Raw genomic sequence first — 17,305 nt, forward strand, 5'->3', positions numbered from 1 at the left:
ACTTCGTTGAGACCCTTCCGAACGATGTGACCCGTTCGGCTGATGTTGCCGCCGAACATCGACCGAACGGGTCACTTCGTTGAGAGGGGAAGGGGAAGGGGACGGGGCAGGGGCGGAGCCGAGGAGGCGCGGGGCACGAACACGCGCACCACGAGTCCACCGGCGGGTCGCGGAACCAGCTCGAGCCGGCCGGCGTGGGCCCGAACGATGGCGTCCACGATCGCGAGCCCCAGGCCGACGCCGCCGTGGTCGTCGTGCACCCGCTCGCCCCCGCGCTGGAACGCCTCCGTCAGGCTCGCGACGGTGTCGGGCGCGACGAGACCGCCGCTGTTCTCGACGACCACGACGGCCGACCCGTCGCGCTCGCCCGTCCACACGGTCACGAACCCGGCGCCTCCCGTGCGTGCCGCCGGTCCGTCATGCTCCGGCCCACCGTGCACCGCCCCACCCGGCGCCGGTCCCCTCGACACCGCCCCACCCGGCGTCGGCACGTTGTGCACGACCGCGTTGTGCACGAGGCTCGTGACCAGCTGTGCGAGCAGAGCCGGCGACCCGACGGCGGTCGCGGGCTCACCCGAGACGTCGATGGTGACGCCCCGGGACTCGGCGAGCGGCAGCATCGTCTCGGCGGCCTCCTCGGCCGCGAGCGACAGGTCGACGGGCTCCGCCGGGACGACGGCGTTCTCGGCGCGCGAGAGCAGCAGGAGCGCCTCCGTCAACTCGATCGCGCGGGTGGTGACGCCCTGCAGGCGGGACACGAGCTCGCCGGGGTCGGCCGGGACGTCGCGTGCCGCGACGTCGAGCATCGCCTTCGTGATCGCGAGCGGAGTCCGCAGCTCGTGCGAGGCGTTGGCGGCGAAGCGCCCCTGCCGGCCGACCTGTGCCTCGAGCCGCGCGAGCATCGTGTCGAACGCGTCGGCCAGCTCGCGGAACTCGTCGTCGCGACCGGGCAGCCGGACGCGGTGCGCGAGCGAGCCTCCCGCCGCGAGTCGCGCCGCGGCCGTGAGGCGGTCGAGTGGCGCGAGCATGCGTCCGGCGAGCAACCAGCCGCCGAGCAGTCCGACGAGCAGGAGGCCGGCGAGGGCGGCCGCGGCAGCCGGCGCGAAGGCGTCGACGAGGTCGCCGCGGTTCGGCACGAAGCCGGTCGTCTGGATCGGCCCGTCCGGCACGTAGCGCAGCAGGAACACCCACACGACGGCGAGGAGCAGCGCTCCCGTCACCACGACGACGGCCGCGTAACTCAGGGTGAGACGCAACCGGACGCTCGGGCCGGGCTTCCTAGGCACGGTCCCGCGCCTCCGGGTCGCGCCCGCCCGCGGGCACGTCGTCAGCGCCCAGTGCACCGTCACCGGCAGCCCTGCCCCCACCTGCGCCCGCGCCTCCGCCCGGTGCCTCCTCCATCCGATACCCGACGCCCGGCACGGTCGCGATCACCCACGGCTCGCCGAGTCGTTTGCGCAGCGCCGAGACCGTGATCCGCACCGCGTTCGTGAACGGATCGGCGTTCTCGTCCCAGGCCCGTTCGAGCAGCTGCTCGGCGCTGACGACGCCGCCGCCGGCCGCGATCAGCACCTCGAGCACGGCGAACTGCTTGCGCGTGACGGCGACGTAGCGACCGTCGCGGAACACCTCGCGCCGGAACGGATCGAGCCGCACCCCGGCGATCTCGGTCACCGGCGGTCGCGGTCGTGATCGCCGACGGCCGAGGGCGCGCAGCCTCAGCACGAGCTCGCGCAGCTCGAACGGCTTGGTGAGGTAGTCGTCGGCGCCCGCCTCGAAGCCCGACGCCTTGTCGTCGAGCCGGTCGGCCGCCGTCAGCATGAGCACGAGCGTGCCGCTGCCCGAGTCGACGATCTCGCGGGCGATGTCGTCCCCGGACGGCCCCGGCACGTCCCGATCGAGCACCGCGATGTCGTAGTCGTTGAGGCCCAGCAGTTCGAGCGCGGTGTCGCCGTCGCCCGCGATGTCGCCCGAGATCGCCTCGAGCCGGAGCCCGTCGCGGATCGCCTCGGCGAGCAGGGGCTCGTCCTCGACGATCAGTACGCGCACACTCCGATGCTACGAGGCCGGGCATATCGTCCGCGTATGGGAAAACGCAGACGGTGCGGCAACACGCGTCGCCCTTGACTCGTGGGCATGTCGAACCTCGAACCGCGCCCGTCCGTCCCGGCCCGTCCCTCGCGCCGACGCCGCCCGCTCGTCGCCCTCGTCATCGGCGGCCTCGCCCTGCTGGCCCTCATGGCGCTCGTCGCCGGAGGCCTCTCGCTGGCGACGTCGGTCGTGTCGTCCACACCGTCCGGAGGCGCGGCGCGCGTCCCCGCGTCCGCCGACATCGCGACGGGTCGGGAGGGCGGGGTCACCGACGCGGACACGTCCGTCTTCGACGACGTGCCGGCGGTCTCGCGACTGGAACCGCGCCTCCTGGAGGCCCTCCGCGACGCGGCGACGGACGCGGCCGAGGACGACGTACGCTTCGTCGTCAACAGCGGCTGGCGCTCGTCGGCGTATCAGGAGCAGCTGCTCGACGACGCCGTCGCCGAGTACGGCTCGATCGAGGAGGCGCGGCGTTGGGTGTCGACGCCCGAGACGTCCGTGCACGTGCACGGCGAGGCCGTCGACATCGGTCTCTGGAACGCGGCGGCGTGGCTCGCCGACCACGGCTCGTCGTACGGGCTCTGCCAGATCTACGACAACGAGCCGTGGCACTTCGAGCTCCGCCCGGACGCCGTGACCGACGGCTGCCCGCGAAAGTACGTCGACCCGACCTACGACCCGCGGATGAGCCGGTGAGCACCACCGCTCCCGCCTCGACGTTGCTCGTGCACGACGACGCGATCCGGGCCAACGCGGCGTTCTTCGCCGGGCTGACCGGCGGGCGGCTGATGGCCGTGCTCAAGGCGGACGGGTTCGGGCACGGGGCGGTCGCGCGCTCCGTGGTCGAGTCGGGAGCGCGCTCGATCGGTGTCACGTCGATCGGCGAGGCGCTGGCGCTGCGGGCCGAGGGGGTGCGGGTGCCCGTCCTGAGCTGGCTCAACCCGGTCGACGCCGACCTCGCATCGGCCCTGCTCGCCGACGTCGACCTGGCCGTCCCGAGCGCGGAGCTGCTGCACGCCGTGCGCCGGGCGGCCCGGCAGACCGGTCGTCGCGCGCGGGTGCACCTGCACGTCGACGTCGGCATGGGCCGTGACGGCTGCCCGACGCGCGACTGGGCCGCGCTCTGCACGCTGGCCCGCGACGCCGAGGCGCACGGCGTCGTGCGCGCCGTCGGCGTCATGGGGCATCTGTCCTGCGCCGACCGGCCGGAGCATCCGCAGAACATCACGGAGCGGCTCGTCTTCGACGCCGTCGTTCGGACCGCCCGGAGGCGCGGGCTGGCTCCGCGCGTCACGCACCTCGCGGCGACGGCGGCGACGATCACGGGGGCGCGCGGGGGCGGCGCCTCGGGTGCGGGTGCGGGTGCCGGCGCGGGTGCGGGTGCCGGTGCCGAGGCCCGTGCGGGCATCGAGCTGCACCGCGTCGGGGCCGGACTGTTCGGGATCGACCCGACCCGCACCTCCTCGGATCTTCGCCCGGCGCTGACCCTGACGACGACCGTGATCGACTCACGAGCGGTCGCGGCGGGGCAGGGCGTCGGGTACGGGCTCGATCACGTGACGTCGCGGGCGACGAACCTGGCGCTGCTGCCGCTCGGTTATGCGGACGGCCTGCCGCGGGCGGCGTCGCACCGGGCCGAGGTGTTCGTTCGGGGGCGGCGTCGTCCGCTCGTCGGACGGTTCTCGATGGACATGGTCGTCGTCGACACGGGGGAGGAGCGGCTCCGGCCCGGCGAGTCCGTGACGGTCTTCGGGCCGGGCGGCTCGGGGGAGCCGACGGTCGCCGAGTGGGCGGACTGGGCCGACACGATCCCGCACGAGATCGTGACCCGGGTCGGACAGCGCGTCGCGCGGGTGCACCGCCGCGCGTCTGATGCTGATGCTGCCGGTGCCGGTGCCGCCTCGCGTGCAGTCGGTCTCGAATTTGCGACCGATCCGCCGCGCAACGAGGTTCTTGAGCGGCGTGTCGGGGGCCGCCGCGCCCAAACGGTCGCACCTTGCGACGAGCCGCCCGCCGCACCCGTCGTCCCGCCCGTCCCCGTCCCCGTACCCGCTCCCGTCCCCGTCCCCGCCCCCGTCCCCAGGAGAAACCCGTGACCGCTGCCTCCTCGCCCCACCCGACCCGCGCCTCCCGACGCATCGCCGTCCTCGGAGGAGGCGCGAACGACGAACACGACGTCTCCCTGGCCTCGGCCGCGGCCGTCGCCCGGGCGGTGCGCCGTCTGGGCGACACCGCCGTGCCCGTCACCATCGACCGCGACGGCGGCTGGCTCGACGCCGACGGCCGCCCCCTCTCACCCGCCGAGGCCGTCGGCCTGCTCGCCGGGTGCGACGTCGTCTTCCCGGTGCTGCACGGCGTCGACGGCGAGGACGGAGCGATCGCCGGCCTGCTCCGGCTCACGTCGATGCCGTTCGTCGGCTCGCCCGTCCGCGCCGGAGCCCTCGCCATGGACAAGGCGGTCACCAAGCTCCTCGCCGAGACCGTCGGGGTGCGGACGGCCGGGGGCGTGCTGGTCCGGCCGGACGAGGAGGCGCGCGCCGTTCCTGATCGCGTCCGGCGGCTCGCGGGGCCCTTCATCGTCAAGCCGACGTCCGGAGGCTCCAGCAACGGGGTCTCCCGCGTCGACGACCCGGCGCTACTGCCCGCGGCGATCGAGCACGCGCGGGAGGCGGGCGAGGACGTGCTCGTCGAGTCGTTCGTCGTCGGGCGCGAGGTCGACATCGCGCTGTTCCGCGACCGGTGGGGCGTGCTGCGGGCCGGGGCGACGCTCGAGATCGGCGTGCCCGAGTCCGGCTTTTTCGACCGGGAGCGCAAGTACGACGGCACCGCCCGGTTCACCGTGCCGGCCCGCCTCGAGGCCGCCGAGCTGGCGTCGATCGACCGGGCGGCGCGGGCGCTCTACGAGGCTCTCGGCTGCGACGGCGTCGCCCGCTTCGACTTCTTCGTGACGGTCGACGGGGTCGTCCTCAACGAGGTGAACACGTCGCCGGGGTTCACCGAGCGGTCGCAGGTGCCCCGGATGTACGAGGCCGTCGGGCTCGACTACGCCGGCCTCGTCGGGGAGCTGGTCGCGGCGGCCGCGGTGCGCGCGGCGGGGCGTGCGCCGGCCCGCGCCGCCGGGCGGGCGGCAGTGCGCGCGGCGCCGTGACGCGTCGCACCGCCGCGCGACAGCAGGCACCAGCCCGCGGCCGCGCCGCCCCGCCGCTCACGCCCCCGCGCGGAGCACGAGCGCGCCGTGCGGCCGGTACCCCGGCCCGGTCCGCGTGTGCGTCTCGACCACCTCGAAGCCGGCCCGGCGCGCCTCGTCGGCCAGCGCCTCCATCGGCCAGCGGTACGCCGTGACGACGGCGTGCTCGAACGGCTCCAGCGTCGCCCCCGTGAAGAAGCCGATCAGGAGGCTCCCGCCCGGCCGTAGCACCCGCCCGAACTCGCGCAGCACGTCCGGCACGGTCGACGGCTCGTGGTGGATCAGCGAGTACCAGGCGAGCAGGCCGCCGACGCTGCCGGACGCGTCGCCGAGGTCGCCGAGGTCGCCGACCGCGAACGGGACGTCGGGGTACGAGGCCCGCGCGAGCTCGACGAACGCCGGAACCCGGTCGACCCCGCGGGCGTCGACGCCGTGCGACGCGAGGTGCGCCGTCCAGTGCCCGGGGCCGCAGCCGGCGTCGATCACGGGTCCGTCGACCGCCCGGGCCCACGTCGTCACGAGCGACTCGTCGGCCGGGTGCACGGCGCTCATCGTGCCGAGCCGGTCGCGGTACTCGAGGGCACGGCGATCGTAGGCGGCGGTCACGTCGGCGGTCATGGCGACGAGCCTAGGAGGCGCGGGTCGTGTCCCCCGCGCACCGCGCCTCCCCGGCTGGTCGCCTCCGCGCCCACGTCCGCGGGGCGTGTTTCGCGCCGCACCGGCCCCGCGCCTACCGGCCGCGCGCCTACCGGCCGCGTGCCTACCGGCCGCGCGCCGCAAGCCGCCGCGTCCGCCGCAGGTCGACGATCCCGAGCGTGAGCGCCGCCCCCGAGAATACGAGCGACACGATCAGCGCGAGGCTGAGGGAGTCGGCGAACGACCCGGGGTCGGGCGCGGCCGTGCCCTCCACCCGCGAGGTGGCCGCCCCGCCGAGTGCGACGACGAACACCGTGCCGAGCACCGTCTGCCCCGTGGCCGACCCGACCCGTTGCGCCGTCTGGAGCACTCCGCCCGCCGCACCGCCCATCCGAGGGTCGACGTCCATCAGGGTGAGCGTCTGGTTCGGCGTGACGATCGCGCCGCCGGCGATCCCGAGCGCGAAGAGCGGCAGCACGAGTCGCAGGATCACCTCGAGAGGCGACGTCAGCCCCGGGTCGCCGTGCACGATCAGCCCCGTCGCGATCGTGGCGACGAAGAAGAGGAGGACGGCTCCGACGACGAGCGGCCGGCCGATCCGGTTCACCAGCCGACCCGCGACCGGAGCGCCGAGCACCGAACCGAGCGCCAACGCCGAGACGCCGAGCCCCGACTCCAGCGCCGAGAAGCCGAGCCCGTTCTGGTAGTACAGCGACAGCACGAGCGGGATGCCCGTGTTGCTGCAGAAGAAGACGACCGCGAACGCGACGCCGGTCACGAACGTCGGCACGCGGAACAGTCGCAGGTCGAGCAGCGGCGACGCCGAGAGCCGGGTGAGCCGCGCCTCCCGCCGGACGAACAGCGCGATCAGTCCCGCGGCCGGTACGAGCAGCATGAAGACCCACCCGCTGTGCAGCTCGTTCACCTCGACGATCGGGAACAGCACGCACAGCAGCCCCGCGCCGAGCAGCAGGGCTCCGCCGAGATCGAGCCGGCCGGAGGCGGTGGTCCCGGTGGGCTCCAAGCGCGGCACCCAGAGACGGGCGAGGACGACGGCGGCGATCCCGATCGGGACGTTGATGAAGAAGACGAGGCGCCAGCCGAACTCGGGCCCGCCGGCCGCGATCAGCAGACCGCCGACGACCGGACCGAGCGCTGTGCCCACGCCGACCGTCAGGCCGAGGCCGCCGAACGCCCGACCCCGCTCCGACCGCGGGAACGCGCTCTGGATGTACCCCGACACCTGCGGCCCGATGATGCCGCCGAACATGCCCTGGACGACCCGCGCGACGATCAGCACGATCGGGGTCGGAGCGAGTCCGACGCAGGCGCTCGCCAGGACGAAGCCGGTCACCCCGATCACGAACATGCGGCGGCGGCCCCGGGTGTCGCCGAGTCGTCCGCCGATCACCGGCATGAGGCCGAACGCGAGGATGTACCCGCTCACGATCCACTGCAGCTCGGCCGGCCCCGCACCGGTCGACCGCCCGATCGACGGCAGGGCGACGTTCGTCACGCTCACGTCGAGCAGGGCCGAGAACTGACCCATCAGCATGACGACGAGCGCTCGCCAGCGGCGCGGGTCGAGCTCGGACGCGGTGCGCGACGAGCCGCCGTCCCGCTCGCGTCCGTCGCTCATCCGCCGACTCTATGCCTCCCCTCCGTCGTCCCTCCCGCTCTCTCTCCCCCCCTTCCCCAACGAAGTGTCGCGTCGGGCTGATGTTCGCCCAGAACATCGACCCGATGGGTCACATCGTTGAGGAGGACCCCTCCGTCGCTCCCCCCTCCCCAACGAAGTGTCGCGTCGGGCTGATGTTCGCCCCGAACATCGACCCGACGGGTCACATCGTTGAGGAGGACCCCTCCGTCGCTCCCCCCTCCCCAACGAAGTGTCGCGTCCGGCTGATGTTCGCCCCGAACATCGACCCGACGGGTCACATCGTTGAGGAGGGCCCCTCCGTCGCTCCCCATCCCCAACGAAGTGTCGCGTCCGGCTGATGTTCGCGCCGAACATCGACCCGATGGGTCACTTCGTTCGAGAGCTCACCGACGCCGCGGCGTAGCCTCCGAGCGGTGACCCCCGACTCCGAGCGACGCGACGCCGAGCGACCCGCCGAGCGACCCGCCGAGCGACCCGCCGACCGCGACCGACCCCGCACGCGCCTCCTGCTGCCCGGCCAGTGGGGCCCGGCCTTCGACGACGGAGGCTCCGTCCTCATCGTCGAGGCGACCGACTTCTTCACCGAGCGTCCGATGCACCGCGCGAAGGCGCACCTCTGGCTGTCGGCGCTGCGCCACCGCGTGGCCGAGCTGGGCGAGCGGGTCGAGCACGTCCGCGCGGCGTCGGTCACCGAGGCGATCGCGGGGCGCAGGGATCTCGAGGTGATCGACCCGCCCAGCCGGCGCCTCCGGACGCTCGTGCGCGACGCGTCGCCCGCGATCGAGATCCTGCCGAGTCGGGGCTTCGTCACGACCGAGGCCGACTTCGCGGCGTGGGCCGCGAACCGGCCCGGACGCCTGCTCATGGAGGACTTCTACGAGAACGTGAGGAGGCGCGAGCAGATCCTGATGGAGGGCCCGGCCCCCACAGGCGGTCGCTTCAGCTACGACGCCGACAACCGGCACGCGCCTCCGAAGGGCGCTTTCACGCTGGGGCTGCCCGAGCCGCTCTGGCCTGTGGAGGACTCGATCGACGACGAGGTCCGCACACAGCTCGACGCCTGGCAGGCCGACGGCGTCGTGCGCTTCGTCGGCGAGGACGACACCCGCCGCTTCGCCGTCACCGCCGCCGAGGCCGAGGCCGCGCTGGACGATTTCGTCGAGTCCCGGCTCGGCGACTTCGGCCCGTTCGAGGACGCGATGCTCTCGAACGACTGGACGATGGCGCACTCCCTGCTCAGCGTGCCGATGAACCTCGGTGTGCTCGACCCCCGCGTCGCGGTCGACCGGGTGCTCGCGGCGCACGCTCGCGGCGACGCGCCCCTGGCGAGCGTCGAGGGCTTCGTCCGCCAGGTGATCGGCTGGCGCGACTACGTCTGGCACCTGTACTGGCACCTCGGTGAGTCCTACACAGGCACGAACAACGCCCTCGACGCCACGGTCGAGCTGCCCGCGTGGTGGCAGACCCTCGACTCGGGCGAGGTCGAGGCGGAGTGCCTGTCCGTCGCGCTCGACACGGTTCGACGGCACGGGTGGACGCATCACATCCAGCGGCTGATGATCCTGGGCAACTGGTCCCTGCAGCGCGGGTACCGCCCGGCCGAGCTGACCGACTGGTTCACCGACGTGTTCGTCGACGGCACCGAGTGGGTCATGCCCGCGAACATCGTCGGCATGTCGCAGCACGCCGACGGCGGGGTCGTCGCGACGAAGCCCTACGCCTCGGGAGGCCGCTACATCGACTCGATGAGCGACCACTGCGGCTCGTGCGCCTACTCGCCGACCGTGCGCGTCGGACCGGACGCGTGCCCGTTCACGGCGGGGTACTGGGCCTTCCTGCACCGGGCCGAGCCGGCGCTCCGCGACAACGCCCGGATGCGCAACCCACTACGGCAGATGCGCGGGCTCGCCGACCTCGACGCGGTGATCGACCAGGAGGCGCGGCGCGCGATGCCGTGACCGGTCGCGTCCGCGGTCGGCCGGGTCGCGATCGTGTCCTGTGGCGTTCGCGGCATCGTGTCGTGTTCGGACGCGACAGGATGCCGCGAACGCGACACGACACGACACGGCGAGGCGTGACGACCGCAGGAGGCGCGGTTCGGCCGAGCCGCGCCTCCTCCCGTTTCGTAGACTGGACGGATGGGAGAACACGCGCGCCTGACCGGCCGGTCGCGCCGTCGGGCGACGGCCGCTGCGGCGTTCCCCAACCGACTCGTGCTGACCAAGAAGGCCATCGGCACGAACGGCTGGCTGAGCTCGTGGGGCACGAACGCCCACGGAGAGATCGCCGGGTGCCCGCCGCCACGGCGCTGAGCCGTCTCGATCGACGATCGGCGGCGCCCCGCATCCGCGTTCCCCTTCTCTCTTAAGGCCGTCCATGTCGTCATCCCCGTCCCGTCCCTCCTCGCCCGGTGCCCGCCTCGCCGCCTTCGTCAGCCGCGACGTCGTCGGCGGCGCCCTGTTGCTCGCCGCCACGGTGCTCGCTCTCGTGCTCGCCAACACCGGAGCCGCCGGCTGGTACGCCGCCGTCCGCGACACCACCATCGGCCCGGCGTCGCTGCACCTCGACCTCAGCGTCGGAGCGTGGGCCGCCGACGGCCTGCTCGCGATCTTCTTCTTCGTGGTCGGGCTCGAGCTCAAGCAGGAGTTCGTCGCCGGCTCGTTGCGCGACCCCCGCGTCGCCGCGATCCCGGTCGTCGCGGCCGTCGGCGGTGTCGCGCTGCCCGCCGTCATCTACACGCTGATCAATCTCGGGCAGGGTCCGGAGGCGCTCCAGGGCTGGGCGATCCCCGCCGCCACCGACATCGCGTTCGCGACCGCGGTGCTCGCCGTCGTCGGCAAAGGGCTGCCGCCCGCGCTGCGCGTCTTCCTGCTGACGCTCGCCGTCGTCGACGACCTGCTCGCCATCACGATCATCGCGGTCTTCTACACGTCGGCCATCGCGTTCGGGCCGTTGCTGCTGGCGCTCGTGCCGCTCGGCCTGTTCGCGCTCGCCGTGCAGCGCGGGGTCCGTGCCTGGTGGCTGCTCATCCCGCTCGGCGTGCTGACCTGGGTGCTCGTGCACGCGTCGGGCATCCACGCGACCATCGCCGGCGTCGCCCTCGGCCTGGTCGTGCCGGTCGTGGCGAGCCGTCGCACGAAGACGGAGCAGAGCGGCGTCGGACTCACCCACGCCTTCGCCCACACGTGGAGCCCGTGGTCGGCCGGCATCGCCGTGCCCGTCTTCGCGTTCTTCTCGGCCGGGGTCACGGTCGGCGGCATTGCGGGGCTCGTCGAGTCGTTCGGCGATTCCGTCACCGTGGGCATCGCGGTCGCGCTCGTCGTCGGCAAGACGATCGGCATCACCGGCGGCACCTTCCTCGTGACGCGCTTGCCCGGGCTGCGGCTGGACCCGACAGTGCGCTGGCCCGACATCGTCGGCATGTCCTGCGTCGCCGGGATCGGCTTCACCGTGTCGCTGCTCGTCGGCGAGCTCGCGTTCGGCCCGGGCAGCACGGCCGACGACCACGTCAAGGTCGGCGTGCTGACCGGGTCGCTCGTGGCGGCGGTCGTCGGCGGTGCGATGCTCGCCGTTCGGGCGCGCGGGTACCGCCGTGGGGCCGCGGCCGGCTGAGCACGGTCGGGCGGGGGCGCTCGGAACACCTCGTTCTGATCGACGCACCTCACTCGAACGTGGTGCGTCGATCAGAACGAGGTGCGGGCGGCAGCGGCGGCCCGCCGTGCGAGCGCCGCGAAGGCCTCGCGCAACGGCTCGGGCCCGACCACCTCGACGTCGGCGTCGAAGCGCATCAGCGACGCGGCGAGCCCGGCCCACGACCACGCTCCGGCCACGACCCGGCACCGCTCGCGACCAGCAGAGCCGCCCACCGGGTCCCCGCCGACCGGTGACACCACCGCGTCCGCGACATAGGGTGCGACGTCCGCCACGGCCGCGTCGATGATCACCTCACCCGTGCACGGCCACCGATCGACCCCGTCCGTCGTCGACCCCTTGAACCGGCCCGCGACGAACGCGGCCACGTCGCCCCCGGGCACCTCGCGCGGGGCGAAGCGGGCGCCGAGCTGCGTCCGCGGTGTCATCCGGTCGACCCGGTACGTGCGCCAGGCCTCGCGGTCGAGGCTCCACGCGACGAGGTACCAGCGTCCCGCGTTGGTCACGAGGTGGTGCGGCTCCGCCCGCCGAGGAGGCGCGGTGTCGGTCACCGAGACCGGCCGACCCTCGGTCGCGTAGTCGAACCGCACGACGAGGCGGTCGCGGACGGCCGTGCCGAGCAGGGCGAGCACCTCCGGGTCGACGGGCGCGCCGCCCCCGGGTCGCGACGGCAGCGCCGTGATGTTCAGCGCGTCCATGCGGTGCCGCAGACGCGAGGGCATGACCTGCCGGACCGTCGTCAGGGCCCTGACCGCCGCCTCCTCGATTCCGCTGTCGGGCTGCGCCGCCGACTGCAGCGCGATCGCGAGCGCGAGGGCCTGCTCGTCGTCGAACAGCAGGGGAGGCAGCTCGGAGCCGGCGTCGAGGCGGTAACCGCCGTCGGGGCCCTTCGTGGCGTGGATGCGGTAGCCGAGGTCGCGCAGCCGGTCGACGTCGCGCCGCACGGTGCGGTCGCTGACGTCGAGTCGCTCGGACAGCAGCTGACCCGGCCAATCGCGCCGCGTCTGCAGCAGGGAGAGCAGCACGAGCATGCGCGAGGTCGGTCCGGACATGGGTCGATTCTGCCGCGAGAAGCGGACGCGATCTGTCCGCTTCTGCCGCGAGTGTGGTTCCCGTCACACCGACACCGACCCCGAAAGGCAGCACCATGACGATCACGACCACCACCCACCTGAACCTCCGCGGCACCGCTCGGCAGGCCCTCGAGTTCTACCAGTCCGTCTTCGGCGGGCAGCTCACCGCGTTCACGTACGCCGACTTCGGCGGCGGAGCCGACAGCGGCGCCGTGCCGTCCGAGGCCGACCTGATCGTCTGGGGTCAGGTCGAGAGCCCCGAGGGGTTCCGCATCATGGCGTTCGACATGCCGGCGTCGCGGGCCCTCGATCGCGGCACCGATCCGTTCTTCGAGTCGTTGCGCGGCACCGACGCCGACGAGATCACCGCGATCTGGGAGAAGCTGTCGGTCGGCTCGACCGTCATCGTGCCGCTGGCCCCGGCGGCGTGGTCGCCGCTCTACGGCATGCTGACCGACCCGTTCGGCGTCACGTGGGTCGTCGACGCCACCGCGCCGGCCGCCGGCTGACGCCACGAACCTCGTTCTGGCCGACGAACCGCGCTATAACGAGGTGCGTTGGCCGGAACGAGGTTCTGGCGCCCCGCCCACCGCCGAAGGGAACCGCATGGCGAGCATCGCCGACAAGCCGATCGTGCGCTTCACGGTCGAGCAATGGCAGCAGTACCTCGACGAGCACGCGGCGACCGACGTGGTCGGCGTGCGGCTGACGCTGCGCAAGAAGAACTCGACCGCGGACGGCATGACCTGGTCGGAGGCGCTCGACGTCGCCCTCTGCCACGGTTGGATCGACGGTCAGAGCGCCCGACTCGACGACGACTACCTGCTGACGGCGTTCCAGCCGCGACGCAGCGCGAGCCCGTGGTCGCAGGTCAACCGCGAGCATGTGGCGCGGCTGATCGCGGAGGGGCGGATGCTCCCGCGCGGGCTGGCCGAGGTCGAGCGCGCCCGGGCCGACGGTCGCTGGGACGCGGCGTATCGGCAGAAGGGCGCGGTCGCGCCTCCGGACCTCGAGGAGGCGCTGGCCGCGAACGCGGACGCCCTCGCGTTCTGGCAGACGCTCACCAAGACGGAGCGGTTCCGCGTGTACTTCCGCCTCGCCGCGATCAAGACGCCCGCGGTGCGCGCCGCGCGCATCCGCGACGTCGTCGAGAAGGCGGCGCGCGGCGAGCGGCACTACCGCTGAGCGGCCCGGGCTCCGCTGCGCACCTCGTTCTGATCACCGCGCCTCGCTACAACGCGGTGCGGTGATCAGAACGAGGTGCGGGGGAGCCGAAGCGCAGGAGGCGCGACTCGCCAACCGCCGGAGGCGCGGCGCAGCAGACGGCCGCCTCGCAATTGCCAGCGGAATCCCAGCGAATTCGCGCCTCCTGAGCATGCACCGAGTGCGTCGGTGCACTTAGTGTAATCAGCGTGCAGGAGAGACCCGTGGCGACCGATCGTCGTGCCGCCCTCAAGGCGAGGCACCGTCAGGCGATCCTCGACGCGGCCGACGCACTGATCGCCGAGCGGCGTGACACGCGCTTCAGCGTCGACGAACTCGCCGAACGGGCCGACGTCTCACGCCGCACGGTCTTCAACCACTTCGCCTCGCTCGACGACATCGTCATGAGCGTCTGCACGCAGGTGCTGACCGGCGCGGTCGAGGAGTTCCGGGTGGCCGCGGCGGCGACGCCCGTCGGTGACGGGACCCGCGCCTCCTTGTTCGCCGAGGTGACGCTCGCGATGCGCGGCATCGACCTGCCGGCCGTGATCAGCTACCTGTGCGGCGTGCTCGGCGTCGACGCCTCGACGGGGCGCTCGCACCAGGCCGTTCAAGAGGTCTTCACGCGCGCGACGGCGCAGCTCGCGGACGAGCTCGAACAGCGCAGCGCGACGCTCGACCGGCTCGAGATCGATCTGCTGGTCAGCTCGATGATGAACGGCATCGCCGTCATCGCCCAGCACTGGATCGCCGAGACCGGCGCCGCCCTCGACGACGCCTCGCGCGAGGTCTGGGCGCGGCTGCTCGACCGGATGATCACGTCGATCCGCGCCGGCTACGCCCCCGTCTCGCACCCCTGACCCACCCGACCCACCCGCACCGCACCTCCTTCTCGACGACGCGAAGGGGCACCCACCCCATCACCACCGCAGCATCTCTTGGAGGAACCGAGAACATGGCAACACTGCTCTATCGACTCGGCCGGTTCTCGGCCCGGAAGGCCTGGCTGGTCATCGTGGCCTGGATCGTGATCCTGGGTCTCGCCGGCGGCGCCTTCGCGCTGTTCGGCGGCACACTGACGTCGGCCGTCAGCATCCCCGGCACCGCGACGCAGAAGGTCAGCGACGAGCTGTCCGAGAAGTTCCCGCAGGCGAGCGGAGGCGCGGGCTCGGTCGTCTTCACGACCACCGACGACAAGCCGTTCAGCGACACGCAGAAGACCGCGATCGGCGAGCTGCTCGAGAAGACGAAGAAGCTCGACGACGTCAAGGGCACGACCAACCCGTTCGACACGCAGGCGCAGATCGAGGCGCAGGCGAAGCAGGTCGACGACGGCCGCGCGCAGCTCACCGCGGGGCAGCAGCAGATCACCGACGGTGAGTCGCAGCTCGCTGCCGGCCAGGCGCAGCTGACGGCCGGTCAGCAGCAGCTCGACGCCGCCAAGGCGCAGGCGACCGCCCAGGCCCAGGCAGCCGGAGGCACATTGCCGGCGGCCGCGCAGGCCCAGTTCGATGCGCAGCAGGCCCAGATCACGGCCGGTCAGCAGCAGCTCGACACCCAGAAGGCCACGCTCGAGCAGAGCAAGACCGAGCTCGCGGCGCAGAGCACCAAGCTGGAAGACGGCGCCAAGCTGATCGACCTCGCGAAGGAGCTGCGCCAGGTGTCGAGCGACGACACCGCCGCGGTCGCCACCATCCAGTTCTCGACGGCGCTCAACCTCGTCCCGGCCGAGTCGAAGACCGGCGTGGTCGACGAGCTGAACGGCGCCTCGATCGACGGCGTCCAGGTCGAGGTGTCGAACGACATCGCGCAGAGCATCCCCGAGATCTTCGGGGCGGGTGAGGTCGCCGGTGTCGTCGTGGCCGCGATCGTGCTGTTCATCATGCTGGGCACGCTGATCGGTGCGGGTCTGCCGCTCATCAACGCCCTGATCGGCGTCGGCGTCGGCGTGCTCGCCTCGCTCGCCCTCTCGGGCACCGTCGAGATGCTGTCGGTCACGCCCGTGCTGGGAGTGATGCTCGGCCTGGCGGTCGGCATCGACTACTCGCTGTTCATCCTGAACCGGCACCGCAACCAGTTGAAGGACGGGGTGCCGCTGCACGAGTCGATCGGGCTCGCGAACGGCACGTCGGGCAACGCGGTCGTGTTCGCCGGCTCGACGGTGCTGATCGCCCTGCTCGCGCTGAACCTGACCGGCATTCCCTTCCTCGGCCTGATGGGCACCGTCGGCGCGGTCTGCGTGTTCGTCGCGATCCTCATCGCGATCACGCTGACGCCGGCGCTGCTGCGCCTCGTCGGCATGCGCATCCTCACGAAGAAGGCCCGCGCGAACGTCGGCCACACCGGTGCCGTGCCGGTGCCGAACAAGCCGATGAGCACCGTGCGTGCCGTCCTGACGCTGATCGCCGGCATCGCCGTGCTGCTGATCGTCGCCATCCCCGCGCTGTCGATGCGTCTGGGGCTGCCCGCCGGCTCGTCCGAGCCCGTCGACTCGAGTGCCTACAAGGCGTACAAGATCGTCGAGGACAAGTTCGGCGCCGGTGTCAACGGTCCGCTGCTCGTCGTCGCCGACCTGCCCGAGGCCGTCTCGGAGGACGACCTCGTCTCGGAGCAGGTCCGCATCGGCACCGCGCTCAAGGCGGAGAACGACGTCGCGGCCGTCGCGCCGATCGGTGCCTCGAAGGACGACACGCTGCTGGCGTTCCAGGTCGTGCCGAAGGGCGGCCCGACCGCCGAGTCGACCGAGCAGCTCGTCCGCGACCTGCGCGGACTCGACATCGACGGCGTCGACTCGCTCGGCGTCGCAGGCAACGCGTCCGGCAACATCGACGTCAGCGAGAAGCTCGCCGGAGCCCTGCCGCTCTACCTGCTCGTGGTCGTCGGCCTGTCGTTGATCATCCTGATCTTCGTGTTCCGGTCGATCCTCGTGCCGATCACGGCCACGCTCGGCTTCGTGCTGTCGCTGTTCGCGGCGTTCGGTGGCGTGACCGCGGTGTTCCAGTGGGGCTGGCTCGCGCCGGTGTTCGGGGTGCACGATCCGGGGCCCATCCTGAGCTTCCTGCCGATCCTGATGGTCGGCGTGCTGTTCGGACTCGCGATGGACTACCAGCTGTTCCTGGTCAGCGGAATGCGCGAGGCGTACGCCCACGGCTCGTCGGCCCGCCTGGCCGTGCAGCGCGGTGTGCACGCCGGTCGGACGGTCGTCATCGCGGCGGCCCTGATCATGACGGCGGTCTTCTCCGGCTTCGTGTTCTCGAACTCGGTGCTGATCCAGTCGATCGGTCTGGGGCTCGCACTCGGCGTGCTGATCGACGCGTTCGTCGTGCGCCTGCTGCTCATCCCGGCGGTCATGCACCTGCTCGGGGACGCGGCCTGGTGGCTGCCGAAGTGGCTCGATCGCATCCTGCCCGACGTCGACGTCGAGGGCGCGTCCCTCGAGCGCACCGTCAAGCACCCGCACGGCGGCGAGTCGCACTCGCACGTGGACCCGACCGTCCCCGTGGACGCGGTGCCCGCCGGCTCGCACCCCGACGAGCACGGGCGTCACGCGGGCTGAGGCCCGGTGGCGTCACGGGAGTGACGTGACGGGAGGCGCGGTGTCTGCGGGCACCGCGCCTCCTGCGTGTGCGCCTCCTCGTTCTGCGTCCTGCGGTTCGGACCGCAGCGCCTCCCGGGTTCGTCGTGCGTCCGCTTCTCTCCACAGGCGCCCCAGATCCATCCCCAGGAGGCACGGCGTCAGCCACACACGACGCCCCGCGTCGTGCAGACTGGTCGCTGACCCCATCGGACCACAGCCGCTCT

The 17,305-nt window shown here is 72.7% G+C and carries 15 protein-coding genes and 1 pseudogene; 11 read left to right on the forward strand and 5 right to left on the reverse strand.

From position 1 onward, the window contains the following. Positions 1-71: 71 nt before the first annotated feature. Complete coding sequence (locus tag ACPEEZ_RS00915; RefSeq protein WP_423921509.1) at positions 72-1,286, reverse strand: sensor histidine kinase; 1,215 nt, start codon at positions 1,284-1,286, stop codon at positions 72-74. Positions 1,287-1,380: 94 nt separating this feature from the next. Beyond that, positions 1,381-2,049: pseudogene (locus tag ACPEEZ_RS00920) on the reverse strand (response regulator transcription factor); the annotation flags it as partial. Between the two features lie 87 nt (positions 2,050-2,136). On the opposite strand from ACPEEZ_RS00920, the gene ACPEEZ_RS00925 reads away from it, so the two are divergent. From ACPEEZ_RS00925 to ACPEEZ_RS00935, 3 genes are read left to right on the forward strand one after another with little or no spacing between them, the layout of a single operon-like run. Continuing rightward, a complete protein-coding gene (locus tag ACPEEZ_RS00925; protein ID WP_423921512.1) occupies positions 2,137-2,790 on the forward strand; it encodes a M15 family metallopeptidase in 654 nt (217 codons plus the stop codon). Further along, complete coding sequence (alr, locus tag ACPEEZ_RS00930; RefSeq protein WP_423921514.1) at positions 2,787-4,190, forward strand: alanine racemase; 1,404 nt, start codon at positions 2,787-2,789, stop codon at positions 4,188-4,190. Before ACPEEZ_RS00925 ends, alr begins: the two co-directional genes overlap by 4 nt. Further along, positions 4,187-5,242 carry a D-alanine--D-alanine ligase family protein gene (locus ACPEEZ_RS00935; protein ID WP_423921517.1) on the forward strand — a complete coding sequence of 352 codons (1,056 nt, stop codon included), beginning with the start codon at positions 4,187-4,189 and terminating at the stop codon, positions 5,240-5,242. Before alr ends, ACPEEZ_RS00935 begins: the two co-directional genes overlap by 4 nt. A 57-nt stretch (positions 5,243-5,299) precedes the next feature. Here the strand turns inward: ACPEEZ_RS00935 and ACPEEZ_RS00940 are convergent, their stop codons facing one another. Both ACPEEZ_RS00940 and ACPEEZ_RS00945 read right to left on the reverse strand, forming a co-directional pair. Then, complete coding sequence (locus ACPEEZ_RS00940) at positions 5,300-5,899, reverse strand: class I SAM-dependent methyltransferase (protein ID WP_423921519.1); 600 nt, start codon at positions 5,897-5,899, stop codon at positions 5,300-5,302. A 142-nt stretch (positions 5,900-6,041) separates the two neighbouring features. Further along, positions 6,042-7,556, reverse strand: coding sequence for an MFS transporter (locus ACPEEZ_RS00945; protein ID WP_423921522.1), 1,515 nt, complete (start codon positions 7,554-7,556; stop codon positions 6,042-6,044). 80 nt (positions 7,557-7,636) lie between these two features. Between ACPEEZ_RS00945 and ACPEEZ_RS00950 the strand changes: the two genes are divergently transcribed. The 4 genes from ACPEEZ_RS00950 to nhaA all read left to right on the forward strand — a co-directional run bounded on the left by ACPEEZ_RS00950 (position 7,637) and on the right by nhaA (position 11,189). Then, the gene (locus ACPEEZ_RS00950; protein ID WP_423921524.1) at positions 7,637-7,915 is read left to right on the forward strand and encodes a hypothetical protein; all 279 of its coding nucleotides are present in this window, start codon (positions 7,637-7,639) and stop codon (positions 7,913-7,915) included. Between the two features lie 75 nt (positions 7,916-7,990). After that, on the forward strand, positions 7,991-9,535 hold the full coding sequence (locus ACPEEZ_RS00955; protein ID WP_423921527.1) for a cryptochrome/photolyase family protein: 1,545 nt from the start codon (positions 7,991-7,993) through the stop codon (positions 9,533-9,535). 180 nt (positions 9,536-9,715) lie between these two features. Continuing rightward, positions 9,716-9,889: a hypothetical protein gene (locus tag ACPEEZ_RS00960; RefSeq protein ID WP_423921530.1), complete on the forward strand. Its 174-nt coding sequence runs from the start codon at positions 9,716-9,718 to the stop codon at positions 9,887-9,889. 64 nt (positions 9,890-9,953) lie between these two features. Beyond that, a complete protein-coding gene (gene nhaA / locus ACPEEZ_RS00965; protein WP_423921532.1) occupies positions 9,954-11,189 on the forward strand; it encodes a Na+/H+ antiporter NhaA in 1,236 nt (411 codons plus the stop codon). Positions 11,190-11,260: 71 nt separating this feature from the next. Here the strand turns inward: nhaA and ACPEEZ_RS00970 are convergent, their stop codons facing one another. Next, positions 11,261-12,280, reverse strand: coding sequence for a helix-turn-helix transcriptional regulator (locus ACPEEZ_RS00970; protein ID WP_423921535.1), 1,020 nt, complete (start codon positions 12,278-12,280; stop codon positions 11,261-11,263). Positions 12,281-12,375: 95 nt separating this feature from the next. On the opposite strand from ACPEEZ_RS00970, the gene ACPEEZ_RS00975 reads away from it, so the two are divergent. From ACPEEZ_RS00975 to ACPEEZ_RS00990, 4 genes are all read left to right on the forward strand, one after another. Next, positions 12,376-12,810 carry a VOC family protein gene (locus tag ACPEEZ_RS00975; protein ID WP_423921537.1) on the forward strand — a complete coding sequence of 145 codons (435 nt, stop codon included), beginning with the start codon at positions 12,376-12,378 and terminating at the stop codon, positions 12,808-12,810. Positions 12,811-12,907: 97 nt separating this feature from the next. Continuing rightward, complete coding sequence (locus ACPEEZ_RS00980; protein ID WP_423921540.1) at positions 12,908-13,486, forward strand: YdeI/OmpD-associated family protein; 579 nt, start codon at positions 12,908-12,910, stop codon at positions 13,484-13,486. Positions 13,487-13,713: 227 nt separating this feature from the next. After that, a complete protein-coding gene (locus tag ACPEEZ_RS00985) occupies positions 13,714-14,364 on the forward strand; it encodes a TetR/AcrR family transcriptional regulator (protein WP_423921543.1) in 651 nt (216 codons plus the stop codon). A gap of 95 nt (positions 14,365-14,459) precedes the next feature. After that, positions 14,460-17,060: an MMPL family transporter gene (locus ACPEEZ_RS00990; protein WP_423921546.1), complete on the forward strand. Its 2,601-nt coding sequence runs from the start codon at positions 14,460-14,462 to the stop codon at positions 17,058-17,060. The last annotated feature ends 245 nt before the right edge of the window (positions 17,061-17,305 follow it).

The organism is Frigoribacterium sp. 2-23 (assembly GCF_049601585.1).
Lineage (GTDB): Bacteria > Actinomycetota > Actinomycetes > Actinomycetales > Microbacteriaceae > Frigoribacterium.